Source organism: Enterovirga sp., assembly GCF_028290205.1.
Classification (GTDB): domain Bacteria; phylum Pseudomonadota; class Alphaproteobacteria; order Rhizobiales; family Beijerinckiaceae; genus Enterovirga.
This window is the reverse complement of sequence record NZ_JAQGKF010000119.1, coordinates 1-22,420: the sequence shown is the minus strand read 5'-3', so window position 1 is coordinate 22,420 and position 22,420 is coordinate 1. Positions and strand designations below refer to the sequence as shown.

Genomic DNA, 22,420 nt, shown 5'->3' with positions numbered 1-22,420 from the left:
CATCCGCGCGGAAGTCGCTCTCGCATTGCCGCGGCGGAAGCTTGACCTGATACTCAAGTTTGCCGGGCGCGGAGCATGTCGCCCCAAGGCGGGAATGACCTCCATGACGAGTCCGAGACCGGCGTTCCGCAACCAGTTGCTCGCCTCGCTGCCGGGGGAGGAACTCGCCGCCCTCGCGCCCCTTCTCGACTCCGTGACCCTGCTGCAGGGGCAGGTGCTGGAGGCGCCGAACACCGAGATCGGTGCCGTCTACTTTCCCGAATCCGGCATTGCCTCGGTTGTGGTGATGGACCCGGCCGGCCGGCGCATGGAGGCGGGACCGTTCGGCCGGGACGGCATGTCCGGTGTCGCGGTGCTGACCGATGCCGGGCGATCCCCGCACGAAACGGTGGTCCAGGTGCCCGGAACTGCCTCACGCGTCTCCGCGGCCGCCCTCAACGGGGCGCTGCGCCGCTCCCCCGACCTGCACCGCGCGCTGCTGCGCTACGTGCAGGCCTTCTCGATCCAGGTCAGCCACACCGCCCTGGCGGCCGGAGTCGCGATCGTGCAGCAGCGGCTGGCGCGCTGGCTTCTGATGCTGCACGACCGCATTGACGGCGACGAGCTGCAGCTCACGCACGACTTCATGGCCATGATGCTGGCGGTCCGCCGTCCGGGGGTCACCGTCGCGCTGCACGAACTCGAAGGCTGCGGCCTGATCCGGTCGCGGCGCGGCCTCGTCATCATCCGCGACCGCGCGGGTCTGGTGGAGCTCTGCGCCGGAATCTACGGCGTGCCCGAGGCCGAATACCGCAGGCTGATCGTCCAGGCCGCCCACACCGAGGCGGTGACGGCGGGCACCTGAGCCGGAGAGGACGCCTCGGCGCTCGCCTTCCCGGGACGGGCTGCCTATAACGCCCGCCGGTTCATACGGCAGGATGCACGGGCAGGGTCATGGGTGAGCGGTGGAGTCCCGGAAGCTGGCGGTCGAAGCCCGTCCAGCAGGTGCCGGTCTACGAGCCGGCCGAGGCATTGGCCGCCGTCGAGAAACAGCTTGCCGGATTTCCGCCGCTGGTCTTCGCGGGCGAGGCCCGCAAGCTGAAGGCGGCGCTCGGCAAGGTGGCGGCGGGCGAGGCCTTCCTCCTCCAGGGCGGCGACTGCGCCGAAAGCTTTGCCGAGCATTCCGCCGACAACATCCGCGACTTCTTCCGCGTCTTCCTGCAGATGGCCGTGGTGCTGACCTTCGCGGGCGCCTCGCCCGTGGTGAAGGTCGGCCGCATCGCCGGGCAGTTCGCCAAGCCGCGCTCCACGCCGACGGAACGGATCGGCGACGCGGAATGGCCGAGCTATCGCGGCGACATCGTCAACGACATCAGCTTCGACGAGGCCTCGCGCCGGCCTGACCCGAGGCGGCAGATCGAGGCCTACCGGCAATCGGCCGCGACCCTGAACCTGCTCCGGGCCTTCGCGACCGGCGGCTATGCCAACCTCGACAACGTGCACCGCTGGATGCTCGGCTATGCGCGGGATCCCGATCAGGCCTCGCGCTACGTAGAACTCGCCGACCGCATCACGGAAACGCTCTCCTTCATGCGGGCCATCGGGATCAATCCCGAGATGCACCAGGAGATGCGGACCACCGACTTCTACACCAGCCATGAGGCCCTGTTGCTGGGCTTCGAGGAGGCGCTGACGCGGATCGATTCGACCACGGGCGATCCCTACGCCACGTCGGGCCACATGCTGTGGATCGGTGACCGCACGCGGCAGCCCGATCACGCCCATGTCGAATACGCCCGCGGCGTCCGCAACCCGATCGGGCTGAAATGCGGGCCGTCGCTGACGCCGGACGGGCTGCTCCGCCTCGCCGACATCCTGGATCCCGAGCGGGAGCCCGGCCGGCTGACGCTGATCTGCCGATTCGGCGCGCGCAAAGTCGGCGAGCACCTGCCGGGCCTGATCCGGGCCATGGTCCGGGAAGGCCGCACGGTGGTGTGGTCCTGCGACCCGATGCACGGCAACACGGTGAAGTCGGGCAACTACAAGACGCGGCCCTACGAGATGATCGTTCAGGAGGTCGAGAGCTTCTTCGCCGTGCACCAGGCCGAGGGCACGCATGCCGGCGGGCTGCATCTCGAGATGACCGGCAAGGACGTCACCGAATGCACCGGCGGCGGAGCGCGGGCCGTGTCCGATGCGGATCTGCAGGACCGCTATCACACCTATTGCGACCCGCGTCTCAACGCCGACCAGGCGCTCGAGATCGCCTTCATGACGGCGGAACTGATCAAGCGCGAGCGGGTCTCGCGCGGTGTCACCATCCCGGCGGCGGCGGAATAGAAAAAGGGGCGGAAGTCCGCCCCTCCTTCTTTGCTGATCTCAGCTCCGAGGGCTCAGCTCAGGTATCCCATGAAGAACAGGATAAGAATGATCGGCAGCGGGATGCCGATCAGCCAGAGAAGACCGCCCTTCATCATGATGTAAACCCTCCAACCGTATGTAGCTTCACAACGGCGTCAAGCTTGAGCGGTTCCCATCCGGACGGAGGGATCGTTCCCGCCGCGGCTGCAGGAGGGTGTGGGGCACAGGCCGGCCAAGGGCGACAGTCCGGCCCCGACCGGCTACAGGCTTCCCATGAGCCCGATCGTCCGCTTTGCGCCGTCCCCGACAGGATTCATCCATATCGGGAACGCCCGCACGGCCCTCCTCAACGCGCTGTTCGCGCGGCGGGAGGGCGGCACCTTCATTCTGCGCTTCGACGACACCGACCTCGAGCGGTCGCGCCGCGAATACGCGGATGCGATCGAGGTGGACCTGCGCTGGCTCGGCATCCCGCCGGACCGCGTGGTGCGCCAATCCGAGCGGCTCGCCACCTACGACGAAGCAGCCCGGCGGCTGCGTGATCTCGGCCGGCTCTATCCCTGCTATGAGACCGCGGAGGAACTCGACCGACGCCGCCGCATCCAGCTTGTCCGAGGGCGGCCCCCCGTCTACGACCGCGCCGCGCTGGAGCTCTCCGGCGCCGAGCGCGCGCAGTTCGAAGCCGAGGGCCGGCGCCCGCATTGGCGCTTCCGTCTGGAAGACCGCCGCGTGGGTTGGGACGATCTCGTGCGGGGGCCGTCCCACGTCGAGACCGGCTCGCTGTCCGATCCGGTGCTCGTGCGCCAGGACGGAAGCTATCTCTACACGCTGCCCTCTGTGGCCGACGATGCCGACCTCGGGGTCACGCACGTGATCCGCGGCGAAGACCACGTCACCAACACGGCCGTGCAGATCCAGATCCTGGAGGCCCTCGGCGCGTCGATCCCGGCCTTCGGCCACCACAATCTGCTGACCACCGCGGGCGGGGAGGGGCTCTCCAAACGCTCGGGTGCGCTGTCGCTCCGCAGCCTCCGGGAAAGCGGGCTCGAACCCATGGCGGTTGCGGCCCTGGCGGTGCTTGTGGGCTCGCCCGAGCCCGTGCGCCCGGTGGCGGACCTCGCCGAACTCGGCGGCCTCGTCGATCTCGCCCACGTGTCGCGGGCGCCGGCGCAGTTTCTCGAGAGCGACCTCGACAGCCTCAACGCCCGCGTGCTGCACGGCCTGGCCTGGACCGAAGCCGAGGAGCGGCTGCGCGCCCTCGAGGTCGGTGGCGGCGAGGCCTTCTGGCTGGCGGTCAGGGGCAATCTCACCCGCTTCATGGACGTGACGGGCTGGTGGCAGGTGATCGAGGGGCCGGTCGAGCCCGTGATCGAGGACGCCGCGCTGACCGCGGCCGCCTCCGACCTGCTGCCCGAGGAGCCCTGGAGCCAGGAGACCTGGCGGGACTGGACCGCAGCCGTGCGCGAGGCCACTGGCCGCAAGGGCCGGGCCCTGTTTCACCCGCTCCGTCTCGCTCTGACCGGGCGCGATCACGGGCCCGAACTGGCGCAGCTTCTGCCACTGATCGGGCGCGACCGCAGCCTGCGGCGTCTTCGCGGCGAGGCGGCCTGACCGCCCATTTCCGTCGGGCCCCCGAGTCCCCACATAGGGTGCGGTCGGGAGAGCGGTGATGGTGCGGATGCGGTTTGTGCTGGCGGCGGCGGCATGTCTCGGCGGGGTCTCACCCGCCCTGGCCGACGATCCCGACCCGATCTTCAAGAAGTCCACCGTCTGGCGCCCGCTGACCCCGAACGACAAGCTCGCGGTCTACGGCGTTGACGACCCGGCCGTGGGCGGCGTGGCCTGCCACTACACGGTCCCCGAGAAGGGCGGCATCAAGGGGGGCCTCGGCCTTGCCGAGGAGGTCTCGGACATCTCGCTCGCCTGCCGGCAGATCGGGCCGATCCAGTTCAAGGCGAAGTTCGAGCAGGGCGAGGTGATGATCAAGGAGCGCCGCTCGCTCCTGTTCAAGACGATGCAGATCGTGCGCGGCTGCGACGCCAAGCGCAACGTGCTGGTGTATCTCGTCTATTCGGACCGGGTGGTGGAAGGCTCGCCCAAGAACTCGACCTCGAGCGTGCCGATCATGCCGTGGGGGCCGGAGGCCGCCGCGCCGCGCTGCGCGGAGTGGGTGAAGAACTGACCGCTCGGGGAGGGCGCGGCTGCGGCCCGCCCGTCAGTTGGCGCAGGTGACGGAAATGGGCCGGCTGCTTCCGGGCGCGATGGAGCCGGTCACCTCGACATCGGCCGGGCCGAACGACGCCGAACGGGCAAAGCCTTGCGCCTCGCACCACGCGTCGGCCACCACCTGGCCGCAGCTCGAGCCCGAGCCGACGCAATCGGCGACGCCGTAACCGTCGTTCAGCGGAATAATAAAGGACGTCGCCGCGGCCGTGGCGGCCTGCGTCTGATCGGTCAGGAGCGCTGTCGCACCGATCGCGCCACCCAGGAGGGCGGTCGCAAAGCCGAGAATGGCAAGCTTTCGGCGCATCATCACCAATCCTGAACCCAATCCCCGAATGTGGCAGACTGTTGTCTCCCACGCCTCAACAAAGCCTTAAACCGCCGAGCTTCCCGAATGTTTCCACCGGGATGATTTTTGTTGCAGCGTCATGTCGGCAAGGCGAGCGCGTCTTGACGGATTCAGGGGTGTGGGGCAATCGCGCCCGCCGGTCCCGCTCGGTTTGGTGAGGGGGTGTGGCGGCCTTGCACCGTGGACAGAGACGCCCCGCTCGGGGCTGAGGATCGATCGCCATGCCGGAAGGCTTGCGGCTCACCAACACGCTGACCCGACGCAAGGAGCCGTTTGCTCCGGCGGATCCGGCCCATGTCAGGATGTATGCCTGCGGGCCCACGGTCTACGATTTCGCCCATATCGGCAACGCCCGGCCGGTGATCGTTTTCGACCTCCTGTTCCGCCTGCTGCGCCACCTCTACGGTGCCGATCACGTCACCTATGTCCGCAACATCACGGACGTGGACGACAAGATCAATGCGCGGGCGGCGCGGGATTTTCCCGGCGTGCCGCTGAACGACGCGATCCGGCGGGTGACGGCCGAGACGGAACGGCAGTTTCATGAGGACATCCGCGCCCTCGGGGTTCTGATGCCGGAGGATGTGAACCGGCCGGGCGGGCGGCTCGCGCTGATCGAGCCGCGCGCCACCGAACATATCGAGGAGATGCGCCGGCTGATCGACCGGCTGGTGGCGCAGGGCCATGCCTACGCGGCCGAAGGGCACGTTCTGTTCCATGTGCCGTCGATGCCCGATTACGGCTCCCTTTCGCGGCGGCCGCTGGAGGAGATGGAGGCGGGCGCGCGGGTCGATGTCGCGCCCTACAAGCGCTCCCCGCTCGATTTTGTGCTGTGGAAGCCGTCCAAGCCGGGGGAGCCGTCCTGGCCGTCCCCGGCCGGGATCGCCGCGGAGGGCCGCCCCGGCTGGCACATCGAGTGCTCCGCCATGGCCTGGAAGCATCTCGGCGAGAGCTTCGACATCCACGCCGGCGGGCTCGACCTGATCTTCCCCCACCACGAAAACGAGATCGCCCAGTCGCGCTGCTGCTTCGGCAGGCCGGCGATGGCCACCTACTGGCTGCACAACGGCTTCCTGCAGGTCGAGGGGGAGAAGATGTCGAAATCGCTCGGCAACTTCATCACGATTCGCGACGTGCTGGCCGACTGGCCGGGCGAGGTGGTCCGGCTCAACATGCTCAAGACCCATTACCGGCAGCCCATCGACTGGACGGTGAGGGGGCTCGAGGAAAGCGCCCGCACGCTGGACGGCTGGGTGCGGGAGCCGGGTTTCCGGGAGGCGCCGGCGGAATTCGCCCGGCCGGTCCTGGACGCCCTGCTCGACGATCTGAACACCCCCAAGGCCCTCGCCGAACTGCACGGGCTCGCCCGCGCCGGCAACCGGCAGGCCCTGGCCGGGACGCTGCGGGCGCTCGGCTTCTCCGGCGATGTCGGCGCGCCCGATCCGGCCGTCGATCCGGCCGAGATCGCCGCCGCGATCGACCGTCGCCTCGCGGCCCGGGCGGACAAGAACTGGGCCGAGTCGGACCGCATCCGCGACGAGCTCAAGGCGAGGGGCGTTCAGCTCAAGGACAACAAGGACGGCACCACAACCTGGGAGGTCGCCCGGGCCTAGGTCCCGGCGGCCCTTCGGGCAGGTGCATGCGGGGGGCGGGACCTCGCCGGGGACCCGGCCCGCGTCTTGCCTTCCGGTGGCCCGGACCGTATATGGCCGCGCATTCCACACGCGGAGCTGGCCTCATGATTCAATGAGGCGTCCCGGTGTCCGGCCCTCGCCGGACCATCGCTCCGCGGCGGCATAACCGGAGATAGTGTTCAATGGCTCTTCCCGATTTCTCCATGCGCCAGCTGCTCGAAGCCGGCTCGCATTTCGGTCACCAGGCGCATCGCTGGAACCCGAAGATGTCGACCTACATCTTCGGCACCCGCAACAACATCCACATCATCGACCTCGCCCAGACGGTGCCGATGCTGCACCGCGCGCTGCAGGCCGTGTCCGACACGGTGGCCAAGGGCGGCCGGGTGCTTTTCGTCGGCACCAAGCGCCAGGCCTCCGACGCGGTCGCCGAGGCGGCCAAGCGGTCGGCGCAGTACTATGTGAATTCGCGCTGGCTCGGCGGCATGCTGACCAACTGGAAGACGATCTCCGGATCGATCAACCGTCTGCGCACCCTGGACGAGACGCTCACCACGGGCGGGCCGGGCCTCACCAAGAAAGAGCGCCTGATGCTGTCGCGCGAGAAGGAGAAGCTCGACAAGGCGCTCGGCGGCATCAAGGACATGGGCGGCGTCCCCAGCCTCATCTTCGTGATCGACACGAACAAGGAATCGCTGGCCATCAAGGAGGCCCAGCGCCTCGGCATCCCGGTCGCCGCGATCGTGGACACGAATTGCGATCCCGAAGGCATTGCCTTCCCGGTTCCGGCCAATGACGACGCCGGTCGCGCCATCGCGCTCTATTGCGACCTCATCGCCCGGGCGGCGCTGGACGGCATCGGCCGCAGCCAGGGCTTCCAGGGCATCGATGTCGGCGCCTCGGAAGAGCCGATGGCGGAAGATCTCTCGGCGGCCGGCGGCGCGGCCGCTGCGGAAAGCCCTGCCGAGCCGGAGATCGAGATCCCGGCCGAGAACTTCGAGCTTCTGACGGCGCCCCGCGGCGCCCCGGACGACCTCACCAAGCTGTCCGGCGTCGGCCCGCAGCTCGACAAGAAGCTGAACGACGCCGGCATCTTCCACTACTGGCAGGTGGCCGCGATGAAGCCCGAGGACGTGGTCAAGCTCGACTCGGACCTCAAGCTGAACGGCCGCATCGGCCGCGACGGCTGGATCGACCAGGCGCGCAGGCTCATCGACGCGGCCTGACCCGGGCCGGACGGCCGAACCGCCTGAACAGATCGAAGCCGGCGCCAACCCGCCGGCTTCCTCATTCATGAAAGGACGAACGAGATGGCGACGATCACCGCCGCGTTGGTGAAGGAGCTGCGCGAGAAGACCGGCGCGGGCATGATGGATTGCAAGGGCGCGCTCAACGAGGTCGACGGCGACATCGAGGCCGCGGTCGACTGGCTGCGCAAGAAGGGGCTCGCCAAGGCTGCCAAGAAGGCCGGCCGCACCGCTGCCGAGGGCCTCGTCGCCGTCGAGAGCCCCGGCCGCTCGGCGGCCATGGTGGAGGTGAATTCCGAGACCGACTTCGTGGCCCGCAACGACGCCTTCCAGGCGTTTGCCCGCGAGGCGGCCAAGATCGCGCTCATGACCGACGGCTCCCTGGCCGCGCTGGAGGCCGCGCATCTGCCCGGCTCCCAGCTCACGGTGAAGGACAAGCTCCAGGAGCTCATCGCCACCATCGGCGAGAACATGTCGCTGCGCCGCGTGGTGCGACTCGAAGTGCAGCACGGCTATGTGGCGAACTACGTCCACAACCCCGTGTCTGAGGGGCTCGGCAAGATCGGCGTTCTGGTGGCGCTCGAATCCGAAGGCGACGTCGCCCAGCTCGCCACCCTCGGCAACCAGATCGCCAAGCACGTCGCGGCCATGAACCCGGTGGCGGTCGACGCCTCGGGCGTGGATCCGGCAACGGTTGAGCGGGAAAGCGCCATCCTGCGCGACAAGAACGCCGGCAAGCCCGACAACGTGCTGGCGAAGATCGTCGAAAGCGGGCTCCGGTCGTTCTACAAGGAGAACACGCTGCTCGATCAGCCCTCCGTGATCCCGGACCATGCGGGCAAGACCTTCACGCAGCTGCTGAAGGAGGCCGAAGGCCGGCTCGGCAAGCCTGTCGCGATCAAGGGTTTCGTCCGCTACGCGCTGGGCGAAGGCATCGCCCGCGAGGAGACCGACTTCGCCGCCGAGGTGGCCGCGCAGTCGGGCATCGGCAAGAAGGCGGACGGCGACAGCGCCTCGGCCGGCTGAGACGGTGCAGGGCGGCTCACGGGCCGCCCTGTTGCCATGTGACGGGCGACATGACGTCCTGACCGGCCCCGCCCAGCCGGAACATGCGCCGCGAGGCAAGGGAGAGGCGGTTTGACGGACGGGCGCAGGCGGGTTCTCGTGAAGCTCTCGGGCGAGGCGCTGGTCGCCCCCGATGGGTACTGGCTCTATCCGAAGACGCTCGCCGCCTTGGCCGACGATCTCGCCCGCACGGCGGCCGCCGGGGTCGAACTCGCCATCGTGATCGGCGGCGGCAACATCATCCGGGGCGCCCGGATGAGCCAGGCCGGATGGATCGACCGCCCGACGGCCGATTCGATGGGCATGCTGGCCACGGTGATGAATTCACTGGCCCTGGAAACGGCGCTGAACGCCGCCGGGGTCACGGCCCGCACCATGTCCGCCGTGTCCATGCCGACCATCTGCGAGACCTACGCGCGCCAGCCCGCGCTGCACCACCTGCAGCGTGGCCAGATCGTGCTCATCGCCGGCGGCACCGGAAATCCCTTCTTCACGACCGACACGGCCGCCGTGCTGCGCGCGGCCGAGCTGCGCTGCCACGCGGTGCTCAAGGCGACACAGGTCGACGGCGTCTATTCGGCGGACCCGAAGCAGGACGCCACGGCCACCCGCTACGACCGCTTGACGCATGACGAGGCGATCGCCCGCGACCTCAAGGTGATGGACACGGCCGCCTTCGCACTCGCCCGCGAGAACCGCCTCACGGTGATCGTGGGCTCGATCCACGCCCCGAGCTCGGTGGCGGCGATCCTGGCCGGTGAGGCGCGGTCCACCATCGTCGCCCCCTGAACATGCCCCGGCCCGGCGGGGCGGCGGCTCTTGATGAGGGGCCGGCGCGCGCGTAATCCGGGCCATTCCCGATCAGGATCAATGCCATGGCCGTCCCGACCTTTGACGTCAGCGACCTGAAACGACGCATGCAGGGGGCGGTCGCCTCCCTGAAGCAGGACCTCGGCGGCCTGCGCACGGGTCGGGCAACGCCGAGTCTGGTGGAGCCCATCCACGTGAATGCCTACGGGCAATCGCTGGCGATGAACCAGGTCGCGACCGTGTCGGTGCCCGAGCCGCGACTCCTGTCCGTTCAGGTGTGGGACCGGGGCATGGTGTCCGCCGTCGAGAAGGCCATCCGGGAGTCCGACCTGGGCCTCAATCCGCAGACAGAGGGCCAGGTGATCCGGCTGCGTGTTCCCGAGATGAACGAACAGCGCCGCAAGGAGATGGTGAAGGTGGCTCACAAATACGCCGAGGAGGCGCGGGTGGCCGTCCGCCACGTCCGCCGGGACGGCCTCGACGTGTTGAAACGCCTCGAGAAGGATTCCCACATCAGCGAGGACGACGGCAAGCGGCACGGCACCGAGGTGCAGAAGGCGACCGATCAGGCGATTGCGGAGGTGGACAACCTGGTGGCCGCAAAGGAAAAGGAAATCATGCAGGTTTAAGGTCTGGCTGAGCGGCGGACGAACAACACGCATGTCACCCCCCTCCACGGCCCTGGACACGTCCCTCGCGGACCTGGGCGCGAGCGTCGATCCCTGTGCCGGGACGCCGCCGGCTCATGTCGCGATCATCATGGACGGGAACGGCCGGTGGGCGGCCCGACGCGGACTTCCCCGGATCGAGGGGCACCGCCGCGGCGTGGACGCGGTGCGGCGGGCCGTGAGGTGCGCAGCCGCGCTCGGGATCCGCTACCTGACCGTGTACGGCTTCTCGACCGAGAATTGGCGCCGGCCTCCGGCCGAGGTCGCCGATCTGTTCGGCCTTCTGAAGCGCTTCATTCGCAACGACCTCGCCGAACTGCACGACAGCAATGTGCGGGTCCTCGTGATCGGCGATCGCACCGGCCTCTCGGCCGACGTGTTGGCGCTCCTGGATGAGGCGCAGGACCTTACGCGCCGCAACACCGGGCTCACGCTCACGGTGGCGTTCAATTACGGGGGGCGGCAGGAGATCGCCCGCGCCATGCGGGCCCTGGCGCGGCTCGTCCGGGCCGGCCAGCTCGATCCGGACGCGATCGATGTCGCCGCCATCACGGCCGCGCTGGACACCTCCGAGATTCCCGATCCCGACCTCGTCATCCGGACGTCGGGCGAGATGCGCGTGTCGAACTTCCTCCCGTGGCAGACGGCCTATTCGGAGTTCGTCTTCCTGCCCGACCTCTGGCCCGATTTCGACGACCGGGCGTTCAGGTCCGCCGTCAGCCAGTTCATGAGCCGGGATCGCCGGTTCGGTGGGCGGGGCGCAGAAGCTGTCTGATATGACCGCCACCGGACAGGGCGGATCAGGTCCGGGCAAATCCGAGTTACGGCTCCGCACGACCTCCTCCCTCGTGCTCGCGGCTCTGGCCGTGCTGACCGCCTGGACCGGGGGCTGGATCCTGGCCGCGCTCTGGTTCTGCGCCGGGATGGCCGTGCTGACGGAGTGGTTGGCGATGACCGGGGTGCAGCCCGCCCGGCCTCTCGGTGCCGTGGCGACAGCGGGCCTCGCGGCCCTGCTGCTCGCCTATGGGGCGGGTTCGACCCTCGTCGGCGCCGTCGCCGTCGCCGTCGTGGCCGCGGCAGCCCTGGTCCTCGGCCGCTCGGGGCAGGACCGGGCCTGGATGCTGGCGGGGTTCGGCTACGCTGCCGCCATCGTGCTCGTGCCCTTGATGCTGCGCTTCCGGCCGAGCGGGGGCACGGCCGCCCTCCTGTGGCTGTTTGCGGTGGTTTGGACCACCGACGTCGCGGCGTATTTCGCGGGCCGGAGGTTTGGAGGTCCCAAGCTCTGGCCGGCGGTGAGCCCCCGCAAGACCTGGTCGGGATTCGCGGGCGGCGTCGCCGGCGCCACGCTCGCGGGCCTTGCCGTCGCCATCCTGGCTCGGAACGCGGGCGTGGTTCTTCCGGTCGAGCTGCCGGCCGTCGCGGTCCTGTCCGCGCTCGCCTCCATGGTCAGCCAGGCCGGGGACCTCGGAGAATCGGCCATGAAACGGCGTTTCGGGGTCAAGGATTCGGGCTCGCTCATCCCGGGCCATGGGGGCTTCATGGATCGACTGGACGGTTTCGCCGCGGTCGCCATCGCGATCGGCCTCGTTCTGGCGGGCCTCCAGCTCGCGACCGGGCGGGCGCTGCCGTGACGGACCGCATCACCGTTCTCGGCGCGACCGGTTCAATCGGCCGCTCCACCGCCGACGTCCTGTCGCAACACCGTGACCGCTTCCGTGTCTCAGCCCTGGTGGCCGGGCAGGATGCGGCCGGTCTCGCCCGCATGGCGCGCGAGCTCGGGGCCGAATACGCGGCCCTGGCGGACCGCTCGCGGCATGCGGAATTGCGGGCCGAGCTGTCGGGCTCGGGGATCGCCTGCGGGGCAGGGCCCTCCGCCGTGCACGAGGCGTGCAGCCGCGACGCCGATCTCGTCGTGGCGGCCATCTCCGGCACCGCGGGTCTCGTCCCGACCCGGGACGCACTGAAACCCGGCCGGCGCGTCGCCTTGGCCAACAAGGAAAGTCTCGTTTCGGCCGGCCAGGCCTTCATGGCCGAAGCCAAACGGCAGGGCGTGCCCATTCTGGCCATGGATTCGGAGCACAATGCCCTGACGCAGGCCCTGGCGGCCGGCTGCATCGAGGATGTCGAGACCCTGATTCTGACCGCGTCCGGCGGGCCCTTCCGGACCTGGTCGTCGGACAGGATGGCCGGCGCCACGCCGGCGCACACGGCCAAGCACCCGACCTATTCGATGGGCGCCAAGATCAACGTCGATTCGGCCAGCCTGATGAACAAGGGCCTCGAGCTGATCGAGGCGCACCACCTGTTCGGCGTCGGCCCGGATCGGCTGGGCGTCGTGGTGCATCCCCAATCCATCATCCACGGCCTGGTGCAGTGGCGCGACGGGGGCGTGACGGCCGGCATGGCCGTGCCGGACATGCGCATTCCGATCGCGCATTGCCTGGGCGTCGAGAGACGCCTCACGATCGAGGTGCCCCGTCTCGATCTCGCCGCGATCGGCAGCTTTACCTTTGAGGCTCCCGACGAGGAGCGCTTCCCCTGCCTGCGGCTCGCCCGCGAGGCGCTTGCTGCCGGAGGCGCCATGCCGGCGGTCCTGAACGGCGCCAACGAGATCGCGGTGCAGGCATTCCTCGACGGCCGGATCGGCTTTCTCGACATCCCGGCGGTGGTTGAAGAGACCTGCCGGCGGAGAAGCGGACAGGGCGCCGCCGCCCCCGCCACGATCGAGGAGGCACTCGCACTGGACGGGGAGGCGAGGGCGCTTGCCGCAGAGCTTCTGCAGCGGCGTGAGCCCTCGCAGCTGAAAATCGCCGCGGGCGCGAGCCGCTCCGGTGAGCGCCGCCCGCCGAGGAGAGTGTGATGGAGTTGCTGGGCAAGCTCGGCGGGATGTTGATCTATCCGGCCGCCTTCCTGTTCGTCCTGACGATCGTGGTGTTCATCCATGAGCTCGGCCACTTCTGGGTCGGGCGGCTGTGCGGCGTGGGCGTCAAGGCGTTCTCGATCGGCTTCGGGCGCGAGTTGGTGGGCTGGTACGACCGCCACGGCACGCGCTGGAAGATTTCGGCCATCCCGCTGGGCGGCTACGTCAAGTTCGTGGGTGACATGAACGGCGCCAGCGTGCCGGACGACGAGAGCCTGGCCGCGATGAGCCCCTCGGAACGGGCGGTGAGCTTCCACCACCAGGCGCTCTGGAAGCGCGCCGCCATCGTGGCCGCGGGCCCGATTGCCAACTTCCTCCTGGCCATCGCCGTCTTCGCGGCCATGACCTACGTCAACGGCCGCGCCGTGCTGCCGGCCCGAATTGAGGCCGTGCAGCCCGCCAGCCCGGCCGAGGCCGCCGGGTTCCTGGCCGGGGACGTCATCGTGTCCATCGACGGCCGGCAGATCACCAGCTTCGCCGACATGCAGCGGCTCGTCACCACAAGCGGCGGCGACCGGCTGCAATTCGTGGTCGATCGCGGCGGTCGCCGGATCACGATCGAGGCGGTTCCGGCCGTCCGTGAGGTCGAGGTGCCGGGATTCGGCAAGCAGCGAATCGGGCAGCTCGGCCTGCAGGGCTCGCGCAATCCCGCCGACGTCGTCCATGTCAGCTACGGGCTTGCTGATTCGCTGGGGGCCGGCGTCGCCGAAACCTGGAACGTGATCGACCGGACGTTCAACTACCTCGGCAAGCTCGTGGTCGGCCGGGAATCGCCGCAGCAGCTCTCGGGCCCCATCGGCATCATGCGGGTTTCGGGCGACGTCGCCTCGATGGGCGGACTTGGCTCGCTGGTCGGCCTGATCGCGATCCTGTCCGTCTCCATCGGGCTGCTGAACCTCTTTCCGGTGCCGCTGCTCGACGGCGGCCACCTCCTGTTCTACGGAGTGGAGGCGGTGAGGGGACGGCCTCTGAGCGACCGTGCCCAGGAGATCGGCTTCCGAATCGGGCTGGCCCTGGTGGTGATGCTGATGCTGTTCGCGACCTGGAATGACATTGTTCACCTTGGCGCAGCTTTTACAGCCCGCGGGACGTGACACGGACGCCACGCAGCCCGAGAATGAGGGCTGATTAAGCTTAACCCGGTTGCGTGACGGCCGGGATTAGGGGAAGCCAGACACTGTATTTGGCCGGCTGGAGGTAGCCGCCGGATCGGGAACTGGCTTCGCAAGAAGCAAGAAACGAGACGGGCAAAAGCGAATGATGTCGACGAAGAGGTTGCGCCGGTTCCGACCGGCCCGTTCTCACGCAGCCCTGCTGGGCGCCGCGCTGGCCGCAGTCGCGGTCGGCGGGCCTGCCGCCGCGCAGGAGATCGTGGTTCGGGGCAATGGCCGCGTCGATGTTGAGACCGTGCGCTCCTACATCTCCGGTTCGGGCTCCCTCGAAGAGGCCCGCCGCAACATGCTCCAGACGGGGCTGTTCTCGAGCGTCAACATCGTTCGGCAGGGCGCCCAGATCGTCGTCACGGTCAACGAGAACACCACGATCAGCCGTGTCGTGATCGAGGGAAATCGCAAGTTCAAGCGCGAGCAGCTCGACTCCGAGTTGCAGACCAAGGCCCGCCGGCCGCTGGATCGCCGCCTCGTCGAGGCCGATGCGGAGCGCCTGCGTGAATTCTACCGCCGCATCGGCCGCGGCAACGCGACGGTGACGTCGCGGGTGGTCGACCTGCCGAACGGCCGTGTCGACGTCGTGTTCACGGTCGAGGAGGGCGGCAAGACCGGCGTCCTCGAAATCAACTTCACGGGCAACTCCGCCGTCTCGTCCACGCGTCTGCGCAACCTCATGCAGACGGGCGAGATGAACCTGCTGAGCTTCCTCAAGACGAACGACGTCTATGACGAGGACCGGCTCGCCGCCGACCAGGAGATCATTCGCCGCTACTACCTGAAGAACGGCTATGCCGACTTCCAGGTGACCGGCACGGACGTGCGCTTCGACGCGCAGCGCGGCGGCTACGTCATCACCATCGCGGTCAACGAGGGCGCGCAGTATCGCGTCGGTGCGGTCGGCTTCGACTCCCGGGTGCCGTCGCTCGATCCCGAGATCCTGCGCGGCGAGATCCAGACCGATCCGGGCGACGTCTACAACGCCGAGGCGATCGAGAAGACCCTCACGGGCATGACGCAGGCGGCGGTCCGCCGCGGGCATCCCTTTGTCCAGGTGCGGCCGACCGGCGCCCGGGATCAGGCCACCTCGACCGTCAATCTCGGCTTCGTCGTCGACGAGGGTCCGCGGGTCTATGTCGAGCGCATCATCGTGCGGGGCAACACCCGTACCCGCGACTACGTGGTCCGGCGCGAGCTCGACATTGAAGAAGGGGATCCCTTCAACAAGGTCCTGATCGACCGCGGCGAACGGCGCCTGAACAACCTCGGCTACTTCAAGAAGGTTCGGGTCTCGACCGAGCCCGGCACCGCCGCTGATCGGGTCGTCGTGAACATCGACGTCGAGGATCAGGCGACCGGCGCCTTCTCGATTGCGGGCGGCTATTCCACGGCCGACGGCGCCATCGGCGAGGTCTCGATCTCCGAGTCGAACTTCCTCGGCCGCGGTCAGTTCGTCCGCCTTGCGGGTCAGGTCGGCCAGCGCTCGAACGGCATCGATTTCAGCTTCACCGAGCCCTACTTCCTTGGGTATCGGCTGGCGGCCGGCTTCGACATCTTCACCAAGTACTCGGACCAGACCCAGTACTCGCGCTACGAGAACCGCACGACGGGTGGGCAGCTTCGCCTCGGCCTGCCGTTGACGGAGGAGTCGGGTCTGACGCTGCGGTATTCGCTGTACGAGCAGAATCTCAAGATCCCGAACACGCTGAAGCAGCCGTTCAACGACTGCACGGTGCCGCTGCCCGGCTACACGCGGCTCAATCCGGACGGGGTGACCGCGGCCTATCCGAACTGCGCCTATGACGGCGAAGCCTCCATCGCCGTGAAGGAATCGCGTGGTTCCACAGTCACCTCGCTGGTCGGGCTCACGCTGGCCTACAACACGGTCGACAACCTCAAGAACCCGCGCAGCGGCATCTATGCCGAGATCAAGCCGGATTATGCGGGTGTCGGCGGGGACTCGAAGTACTTCCGGGTGTCCGGTGAGGCGCGCGCCTATCACGAGCTGTTCGTCGAGGATCTCGTCGGCGTCCTGAAAATCCAGGGCGGTCACACCGAGGGGCTCGGCAATTCGCGGTCCAGCAGTGGCCTGCGCAGCGCGGGCGGCGATCTGCGCCTCGTCGACCACTACTTCCTTGGACCGACGCTGGTTCGCGGCTTCGCGCCGGCCGGCATCGGCCCGCGGGACATCTCGAGCCCGGATGCGAGCCAGAACGCGCTCGGCGGCACCACGTATCTCGGCATCTCGGCCGAGGCGCAGTTCCCGATCCCGCTGATCCCGCGCGATCTGGGGCTGAAGGGCGCCGTGTTCGCCGATGCCGGTACGCTGTTCGGCTATCGCGGTCCGCGGGCGCTGGATGTGAACGGCAACGGCCGGTTCGAGGGCTTCGGGCAGAGCTGTGCGGCGTATGGCGGCTTCTCGGCCCTGAACGTTCAGCCGGAATGCATCTCGGTGCGGGACCGCAACACCATTCGGTCCTCGATCGGCGCCTCCATTCTGTGGAACTCGCCGCTCGGTCCGCTGCGGTTCGATTACGCCTACGCCCTCACCAAGGACAACGGCACGTTCGTCGATTACGGCAACGGGCTCGGGCGTCAGCGCGTGGGCGAGGACCAGACGCAGGCGTTCCGCTTCTCGGGCGGCACCCGGTTCTGATCGCCTGACCCGCGTCGCGGGTCGGCGCGGGCTGGTATCAAGCGTTTGGATCCGCTCTTTTTTCCCCCTCGCGGCGGGCCCATGGGGCTCGCCGAAATCGCGGCCCTGGCCGGAATTGAGCCCCCCGTCACCGAGCTCTCGATCTCGGTTGACGGGGTTGCCTCCCTCGAGGAGGCCGGTCCCCGCGACCTCTCCTACATGGACAATGCGCGCTACCTCGGCGCGCTCGCCGCGACGCGGGCGGGGCTGTGCCTCGTCTCGGCCCGCTTCGCGCCAAAGGTCCCGTCCGGGACCGTGGCGTTGGTCGTACCGGAGCCTTATCGGACCTATGCCGCCGTCCTCGGACGGTTCCATCCCGATGCCCTGCGGCCCGGCTCCGTCTTCGGTGCCTCAGGCATCAGCCCCGGCAGTTCGGTCCACCCCTCGGCCCGACTCGAGAGCGGCGTGACGGTGGATCCGGGCGCCGTGATCGGGCCCGGTACGGAGATCGGCCGCGGAAGCGTGATCGGGGCCGGAGCCGTGGTCGGCCCGGGCTGCCGCATCGGCCGCGACTGTTCGATCGGCCCACAGGTGAGCGTGCTCAACGCCCTGATCGGCGACCGGGTCACGCTGCATCCCGGGGTGCGGATCGGCCAGGACGGCTTCGGCTATGCGCTGGGGCGCGGGCGCCACCTCAAGGTGGCGCAGATCGGACGCGTCGTGATTCAGGACGATGTCGAGATCGGCGCCAACACGACGGTGGACCGGGGCGCCACGCGCGACACGGTGATCGGCGAGGGCACCAAGATCGACAACCTGGTCCAGATTGCGCACAACGTCGTGATCGGCCGCCATTGCATCATCGTCTCCCAGACCGGCATTTCGGGCTCGGCGACACTGGAAGACTACGTGGTGCTTGCCGGACAGGTGGGCGTTGTGGGGCATCTCAGGATCGGCGCGGGCTCGCAGATCGCGGGATCCAGCAACGTCAACAAGGACGTACCGCCCGGGTCGCGGTGGGGCGGAACGCCGGCCAAGCCGGTGCGGGAATGGTTCCGCGAGATGACCACGCTGAAGACGCTGGCGGCACGCCGCGGCGGGCAGGGCGGAGAGCCGGACGCATCCTGACGACGGGCCATTCACCCGGCGCGTGAAACGACCTAAGCGTGTGCCGGGCCGGGGCCCGGCCGGAGGATGAGGATGTCAGAGGAGATCGCGAAGCTCGAGTCGGCTGATATCGGCCGCATCCTGGAACTGCTTCCGCACCGCTACCCGTTCCTTCTGGTGGACCGGATCGTCGAGATCGACGGCGACAAGTCCTGCATCGGCATCAAGAACGTGACCTACAACGAGTCCCCGTTCATGGGCCACTTCCCCCAGGCGCCGGTCTTCCCGGGGGTTCTGCTGATCGAGGGCATGGCGCAGACGGCGGGTGCGATCTGCATCGCGTCCAAGCTGTCCGAGAACAAGCCGCCGAGCAAAGTCTTCTTCATGACCATCGACAAGGCCAAGTTTCGCAAGCCCGTCCAGCCCGGGGACGTGGTGCGGTACCACATGACCAAGCTCAGCTCCCGCCGCAATATGTGGTGGTATCGCGGCGAGGCCAGGGTCGAGGGCGCGCTGGTGGCCGAGGCCGAGGTGAGCGCGATGCTGGTTTCGGAATGAACGTTCCCGTCGAACCCCGGCGCGGAATTCACCCCACCGCCATCGTTGACCCCGCCGCGCGCCTTGGCGCCGGCGTCAGCATCGGCCCGTACTGCACGGTCGGGCCGGATGTGGAGCTCGGTGACGGCTGCGAACTCCTGAGCCATGTCGTGGTGGCCGGTCACACGACGGTCGGCCCGCGCACGCGCATCTTCCCGTTCGCCTCCATCGGGCACGCGCCGCAGGACCTGCGCTACAAGGGCGAACCGACCACGCTGCGGATCGGCGAGGAATGCATCATCCGCGAAGGCGTGACGATGAATGTCGGCACAGCCACAGGCTCCGGCAGCACCATCGTCGGCGACCGCTGCTTCCTCCTGGCCCAGTCGCACGTGGCCCATGATTGCCGGGTCGGCTCAAACGTCATCCTGACGTCGAACGTGATGCTGGCCGGGCATTGCAAGATCGGCGATTTCGCCATCATCGGCGGCGGCGCCGGCGTGCACCAATTCGTCCGCATCGGACCGCACGCCTTCGTGGGCGGGCTCTCGGCCGTGCTGCAGGACGTGATCCCCTACGGGATGGTGCTCGGCAACCGGGCCTATCTGCACGGCCTGAACATCATCGGGCTGCGCCGCCGCGGCTTTTCGCGCGAGCAGATCCACGACCTGCGCCGTGCCTACCGGCTGCTCTTCGCCGACGAGGGCACACTCGCGGAGCGGGTCGAGGACGTGGCCGAGGAATTCGCCAAGCACCCGACCGTGCACGAGATCCTGGACTTCATCCGCGACGGCAACGACCGCTCCATCTGCACGCCGCGCGAAGCGTCGCCGCCCGGCTCGTGAGCGCCGGGCCGATCGCCATTCTGGCCGGCGGCGGCGAGCTTCCGCTGCTCTTGGCCGACCGGCTCGCCGCGACCGGGCGTCCGTGTCGGATCCTGGCCATCCGGGGCTTCTCCGACCGGGCCACCCGGGGCCGGGCTGACGCCGTGGTGGCCCTGCTCGACATCCAGCGCGCCTTCGCCTGCCTGGACGAGTGGAAGCCGGCTGCCGTGACGCTGGCCGGGGGATTGAGCCGGCCATCCGCGGCAGCGCTCGCTGGCGCCTTCTCCCTGGTCCGCAACCGGGACGAGATCGCCCGCCTGGTGGCCCGAGGCGACGACACGCTGATGCGCGGGGTGGTCGAGCTCATCGAGGACCGCGGATTTCCGGTGCTCGGGGTCCGTGAGCTGGCGCCCGAACTCCTGGCCGAGCAGATCGTCTATGGCGCGAGGGGCCCCGATTCCAAGGACGAGGCTGCGATCGCCTGTGGCCTGCGGGTGCTCGATGCCATGTCGCCCTTCGATATTGGCCAGGCCGTGGTGGTGTCCGACGAGCGTGTTCTGGCCATCGAGGGGCCCGAGGGCACCGATCGGACGCTGGCCCGGGCGCAGGCCCTGCGCGGCCGCCGCCTGTTCAAACGCGCCACGTCCGGCGGCGTCCTCGTGAAGGCTCCGAAGCGCGGCCAGGACCTGCGGGTCGATCTGCCGGCCATCGGCCCCCGCACGGTGGTGAACGCTGCGGCGGCCGGGCTCGACGGGATCGCTGTCGCGAGCGGGCTGACGCTTGTCTTGAACCGACGTGAGACGATCGCCCGGCTGGATCGGCATGGATTGTTTCTGGTGGGGGTGGATCCCGCCCGCCTCGCGCCGGGGAGCGCAGCGCAGGATGGCTGAGCCGCTGCGGGTGTTCATGGTGGCCGGGGAATTGTCCGGCGACCAGCTCGGGGCCGCCCTGATCCGGGCGCTTCGCCGCCTTCACGGGGAGGTCCAACTCTCCGGGGTGGGCGGAGAGGCCATGCAACGGGAAGGGCTGCGCAGCATCTTCCCCCTCGCCGATGTCACGGCGATGGGAGTTGCTCAGGTCGTCCGCAAGCTGCCGCTGATCCTGCGGCGCGCATCCGATGTCGTCGCGGCCGCGGTGGCGGCGCGGCCCGATGTGCTCGTGATCATCGACAGCCCCGATTTCACGCACCCGGTCGCGCGCCGGATCGCGCGCCGCCTGCCGGACCTGCCGATCGTCAACTACGTGAGCCCGACCGTCTGGGCCTGGCGCCCCGGCCGCGCGGCCAAGATGCGCCGCTACGTCGCGCATGTGCTGGCGCTGAAGCCGTTCGAGCCCGCTGCCCATCTGAGGCTCGGCGGTCCGCCCTGCACCTATGTCGGCCACCCGCTGATCGAGCGGCTGGACGATCTCAGCCCCGGCCCGGGCGAGCGCAGCCCGCTCGGCCGGGATCCGCTGCGCCTGGTCATCCTGCCGGGCAGCCGGCGAGGCGAGATCGCGCGCCTCCTGCCGCATTTCGGCGAGACGCTGCGCCGGCTCGTCCAGGCGAGCGAACGGCCCATCGAGGCGACCCTTCCGGCCGTGGCCCATCTCGCCCCGGAGATTCGCCGGCTCACCGAGACCTGGCCGGTGCGGCCGCGCATCGTGGACGGGGAGGCGGCGAAATACGCCGCCATGCGGGAGGCCCATGCGGCGCTTGCCGCGTCTGGCACCGTGACCCTGGAACTCGCGCTGGCCGGCGTGCCCATGGTGGTGGCCTACCAGGTGTCACGCCTCGAGGGTCTGTTCCGGTTCCTGATCACCACCTCGACGATCGTCCTGGCCAACCTCGTGGTCGAGGAGAACGTGGTGCCGGAATTCACGCAGGAGGATTGCACGCCCGAGAGGCTCGCCGCCGCTTTGATGCCGCTTCTCTCCGACACGCCCGAGCGGCGGCGGCAGGTCGACGCCTTCGCGCGCCTGCCGGAGATCCTGGAGGCCGGCGCGCCGACCACGCCGAGCGAGCGGGCCGCCGCGCTCGTGCTCCAGGTCGTGCGGGACTGGCAGGGCGGCAAGCGGCTCAGCTGAGCCCGCCCTGCAGAAGGGCGGTCAGGTCTGAGCGACCAGACCAGGGCCGCGATCCCGGCCGGAGCCGTCTCCGCCGGGGCCGGGTCGAACCGGGCTCTCCCGGCTCGACCAAGACGGATTTAGGCGCGGTTCGTCATGGTCGGGTAGTCGCGGCGCGGCGCCCCGACATAGAGCTGCCGCGGCCGACCGATCTTTTGCGACGGATCCTCGATCATCTCCATCCACTGCGCGATCCAGCCCACGGTGCGGGCGAGCGCGAACAGCACGGTGAACATGGAGGTCGGGAAGCCCATCGCCTTCAGGGTGATGCCCGAATAGAAGTCGATGTTCGGATAAAGCTTCTTCTCGATGAAGTAGTCGTCCCTCAAGGCGAGCTGCTCCAGCTCGAGCGCGACGTCGAGCAGCGGGTCGTCCTTGATGCCGAGCTCCGACAGCACTTCATGCGTCGTCCTTTGCATGATGCGAGCGCGGGGATCGTAGTTCTTGTAGACCCGGTGGCCGAAGCCCATGAGACGGAACGGGTCGTTCTTGTCCTTGGCCTTGGCGACGTATTTGGCGACGTTTTCAGGCCGGCCGATCTCCGCCAGCATCTTCAGGGCCGCCTCGTTGGCGCCGCCATGGGCGGGCCCCCACAGGCAGGCGATGCCGGCCGCGATGCAGGCGAACGGATTGGCACCCGAGGAACCGGCCAGCCGCACCGTCGAGGTCGAGGCGTTCTGCTCGTGGTCAGCGTGGAGGATGAAGATCCGGTCGAGCGCTCGCGAGAGGACCGGGTTGACCTTGTACTCTTCGCACGGGACGGCGAAGCACATCCGAAGGAAGTTCGAGGTG

General features: G+C 68.9%; 21 protein-coding genes. 19 read left to right on the top strand and 2 right to left on the bottom strand.

What is annotated here, in order from left to right; translation table 11 throughout:
- Positions 1-103: 103 nt before the first annotated feature.
- The 4 genes from JWR86_RS08310 to JWR86_RS08295 all read left to right on the top strand — a co-directional run bounded on the left by JWR86_RS08310 (position 104) and on the right by JWR86_RS08295 (position 4,522).
- Positions 104-844 (top strand): Crp/Fnr family transcriptional regulator, encoded by a 741-nt coding sequence (locus JWR86_RS08310; protein ID WP_299563488.1) that lies wholly within the window; start codon positions 104-106, stop codon positions 842-844.
- An 89-nt stretch (positions 845-933) separates the two neighbouring features.
- Complete coding sequence (locus JWR86_RS08305) at positions 934-2,319, top strand: class II 3-deoxy-7-phosphoheptulonate synthase (RefSeq protein WP_299563485.1); 1,386 nt, start codon at positions 934-936, stop codon at positions 2,317-2,319.
- Between the two features lie 294 nt (positions 2,320-2,613).
- Complete coding sequence (gltX, locus tag JWR86_RS08300; RefSeq protein WP_299563482.1) at positions 2,614-3,951, top strand: glutamate--tRNA ligase; 1,338 nt, start codon at positions 2,614-2,616, stop codon at positions 3,949-3,951.
- 67 nt (positions 3,952-4,018) lie between these two features.
- The gene (locus JWR86_RS08295; protein ID WP_299563545.1) at positions 4,019-4,522 is read left to right on the top strand and encodes a CreA family protein; all 504 of its coding nucleotides are present in this window, start codon (positions 4,019-4,021) and stop codon (positions 4,520-4,522) included.
- A gap of 33 nt (positions 4,523-4,555) precedes the next feature.
- Here the strand turns inward: JWR86_RS08295 and JWR86_RS08290 are convergent, their stop codons facing one another.
- Positions 4,556-4,870 (bottom strand): hypothetical protein, encoded by a 315-nt coding sequence (locus JWR86_RS08290; RefSeq protein ID WP_299563479.1) that lies wholly within the window; start codon positions 4,868-4,870, stop codon positions 4,556-4,558.
- Positions 4,871-5,133: 263 nt separating this feature from the next.
- On the opposite strand from JWR86_RS08290, the gene cysS reads away from it, so the two are divergent.
- The 15 genes from cysS to lpxB all read left to right on the top strand — a co-directional run bounded on the left by cysS (position 5,134) and on the right by lpxB (position 21,589).
- Complete coding sequence (gene cysS, locus JWR86_RS08285) at positions 5,134-6,525, top strand: cysteine--tRNA ligase (RefSeq protein ID WP_299563476.1); 1,392 nt, start codon at positions 5,134-5,136, stop codon at positions 6,523-6,525.
- 203 nt (positions 6,526-6,728) lie between these two features.
- On the top strand, positions 6,729-7,772 hold the full coding sequence (locus JWR86_RS08280) for a 30S ribosomal protein S2 (protein WP_299563473.1): 1,044 nt from the start codon (positions 6,729-6,731) through the stop codon (positions 7,770-7,772).
- A gap of 84 nt (positions 7,773-7,856) precedes the next feature.
- Entirely contained in the window at positions 7,857-8,819 is a 963-nt protein-coding gene (gene tsf / locus JWR86_RS08275) for a translation elongation factor Ts (RefSeq protein WP_299563471.1), read from the top strand.
- 111 nt (positions 8,820-8,930) lie between these two features.
- Positions 8,931-9,647, top strand: coding sequence for a UMP kinase (gene pyrH / locus JWR86_RS08270; RefSeq protein WP_299563468.1), 717 nt, complete (start codon positions 8,931-8,933; stop codon positions 9,645-9,647).
- Positions 9,648-9,733: 86 nt separating this feature from the next.
- Positions 9,734-10,297 carry a ribosome recycling factor gene (gene frr, locus JWR86_RS08265; RefSeq protein ID WP_299563465.1) on the top strand — a complete coding sequence of 188 codons (564 nt, stop codon included), beginning with the start codon at positions 9,734-9,736 and terminating at the stop codon, positions 10,295-10,297.
- 31 nt (positions 10,298-10,328) lie between these two features.
- The gene (locus JWR86_RS08260; RefSeq protein WP_299563462.1) at positions 10,329-11,111 is read left to right on the top strand and encodes an isoprenyl transferase; all 783 of its coding nucleotides are present in this window, start codon (positions 10,329-10,331) and stop codon (positions 11,109-11,111) included.
- A 1-nt stretch (position 11,112) separates the two neighbouring features.
- Complete coding sequence (locus JWR86_RS08255) at positions 11,113-11,967, top strand: phosphatidate cytidylyltransferase (RefSeq protein WP_299563459.1); 855 nt, start codon at positions 11,113-11,115, stop codon at positions 11,965-11,967.
- Positions 11,964-13,196, top strand: coding sequence for a 1-deoxy-D-xylulose-5-phosphate reductoisomerase (gene dxr, locus JWR86_RS08250; protein ID WP_299563456.1), 1,233 nt, complete (start codon positions 11,964-11,966; stop codon positions 13,194-13,196). Before JWR86_RS08255 ends, dxr begins: the two co-directional genes overlap by 4 nt.
- Positions 13,196-14,350, top strand: a complete 1,155-nt coding sequence (gene rseP, locus JWR86_RS08245; protein ID WP_299563453.1) for an RIP metalloprotease RseP — start codon at positions 13,196-13,198, stop codon at positions 14,348-14,350. Before dxr ends, rseP begins: the two co-directional genes overlap by 1 nt.
- A 163-nt stretch (positions 14,351-14,513) precedes the next feature.
- Positions 14,514-17,078, top strand: a complete 2,565-nt coding sequence (bamA, locus tag JWR86_RS08240; protein ID WP_299563450.1) for an outer membrane protein assembly factor BamA — start codon at positions 14,514-14,516, stop codon at positions 17,076-17,078.
- A gap of 81 nt (positions 17,079-17,159) precedes the next feature.
- Positions 17,160-18,185: a UDP-3-O-(3-hydroxymyristoyl)glucosamine N-acyltransferase gene (lpxD, locus tag JWR86_RS08235; RefSeq protein ID WP_299563447.1), complete on the top strand. Its 1,026-nt coding sequence runs from the start codon at positions 17,160-17,162 to the stop codon at positions 18,183-18,185.
- Between the two features lie 72 nt (positions 18,186-18,257).
- Positions 18,258-18,722, top strand: coding sequence for a 3-hydroxyacyl-ACP dehydratase FabZ (gene fabZ / locus JWR86_RS08230; RefSeq protein WP_299563444.1), 465 nt, complete (start codon positions 18,258-18,260; stop codon positions 18,720-18,722).
- Positions 18,719-19,546 (top strand): acyl-ACP--UDP-N-acetylglucosamine O-acyltransferase, encoded by an 828-nt coding sequence (lpxA, locus tag JWR86_RS08225; protein ID WP_299563442.1) that lies wholly within the window; start codon positions 18,719-18,721, stop codon positions 19,544-19,546. The genes fabZ and lpxA overlap by 4 nt, the downstream gene beginning before the upstream one ends.
- Positions 19,543-20,415 (top strand): UDP-2,3-diacylglucosamine diphosphatase LpxI, encoded by an 873-nt coding sequence (gene lpxI / locus JWR86_RS08220; protein ID WP_299563439.1) that lies wholly within the window; start codon positions 19,543-19,545, stop codon positions 20,413-20,415. Before lpxA ends, lpxI begins: the two co-directional genes overlap by 4 nt.
- Positions 20,408-21,589, top strand: coding sequence for a lipid-A-disaccharide synthase (lpxB, locus tag JWR86_RS08215; RefSeq protein WP_299563436.1), 1,182 nt, complete (start codon positions 20,408-20,410; stop codon positions 21,587-21,589). The genes lpxI and lpxB overlap by 8 nt, the downstream gene beginning before the upstream one ends.
- A gap of 119 nt (positions 21,590-21,708) precedes the next feature.
- On the opposite strand, the gene JWR86_RS08210 is transcribed toward lpxB, so the two are convergent.
- On the bottom strand, positions 21,709-22,420 hold a 712-nt coding region (locus JWR86_RS08210), incomplete at its 5' end, for a citrate/2-methylcitrate synthase (protein ID WP_299563433.1).

Bases quoted from the DNA above. Each gene is read 5' to 3' on its own strand.
- lpxD (WP_299563447.1), top strand. From the start codon at position 17,160: ATGGGGCTCGCCGAAATCGCGGCCCTGGCCGGAATTGAGCCCCCCGTC.
- frr (WP_299563465.1), top strand. From the start codon at position 9,734: ATGGCCGTCCCGACCTTTGACGTCAGCGACCTGAAACGACGCATGCAG.
- JWR86_RS08280 (WP_299563473.1), top strand. From the start codon at position 6,729: ATGGCTCTTCCCGATTTCTCCATGCGCCAGCTGCTCGAAGCCGGCTCG.
- cysS (WP_299563476.1), top strand. From the start codon at position 5,134: ATGCCGGAAGGCTTGCGGCTCACCAACACGCTGACCCGACGCAAGGAG.
- lpxB (WP_299563436.1), top strand. From the start codon at position 20,408: ATGGCTGAGCCGCTGCGGGTGTTCATGGTGGCCGGGGAATTGTCCGGC.
- bamA (WP_299563450.1), top strand. From the start codon at position 14,514: ATGATGTCGACGAAGAGGTTGCGCCGGTTCCGACCGGCCCGTTCTCAC.
- JWR86_RS08295 (WP_299563545.1), top strand. From the start codon at position 4,019: ATGCGGTTTGTGCTGGCGGCGGCGGCATGTCTCGGCGGGGTCTCACCC.
- fabZ (WP_299563444.1), top strand. From the start codon at position 18,258: ATGTCAGAGGAGATCGCGAAGCTCGAGTCGGCTGATATCGGCCGCATC.
- rseP (WP_299563453.1), top strand. From the start codon at position 13,196: ATGGAGTTGCTGGGCAAGCTCGGCGGGATGTTGATCTATCCGGCCGCC.
- JWR86_RS08310 (WP_299563488.1), top strand. From the start codon at position 104: ATGACGAGTCCGAGACCGGCGTTCCGCAACCAGTTGCTCGCCTCGCTG.
- JWR86_RS08305 (WP_299563485.1), top strand. From the start codon at position 934: ATGGGTGAGCGGTGGAGTCCCGGAAGCTGGCGGTCGAAGCCCGTCCAG.
- tsf (WP_299563471.1), top strand. From the start codon at position 7,857: ATGGCGACGATCACCGCCGCGTTGGTGAAGGAGCTGCGCGAGAAGACC.
- gltX (WP_299563482.1), top strand. From the start codon at position 2,614: ATGAGCCCGATCGTCCGCTTTGCGCCGTCCCCGACAGGATTCATCCAT.
- JWR86_RS08260 (WP_299563462.1), top strand. From the start codon at position 10,329: ATGTCACCCCCCTCCACGGCCCTGGACACGTCCCTCGCGGACCTGGGC.
- lpxA (WP_299563442.1), top strand. From the start codon at position 18,719: ATGAACGTTCCCGTCGAACCCCGGCGCGGAATTCACCCCACCGCCATC.
- JWR86_RS08255 (WP_299563459.1), top strand. From the start codon at position 11,113: ATGACCGCCACCGGACAGGGCGGATCAGGTCCGGGCAAATCCGAGTTA.
- JWR86_RS08290 (WP_299563479.1), bottom strand. From the start codon at position 4,870: ATGCGCCGAAAGCTTGCCATTCTCGGCTTTGCGACCGCCCTCCTGGGT.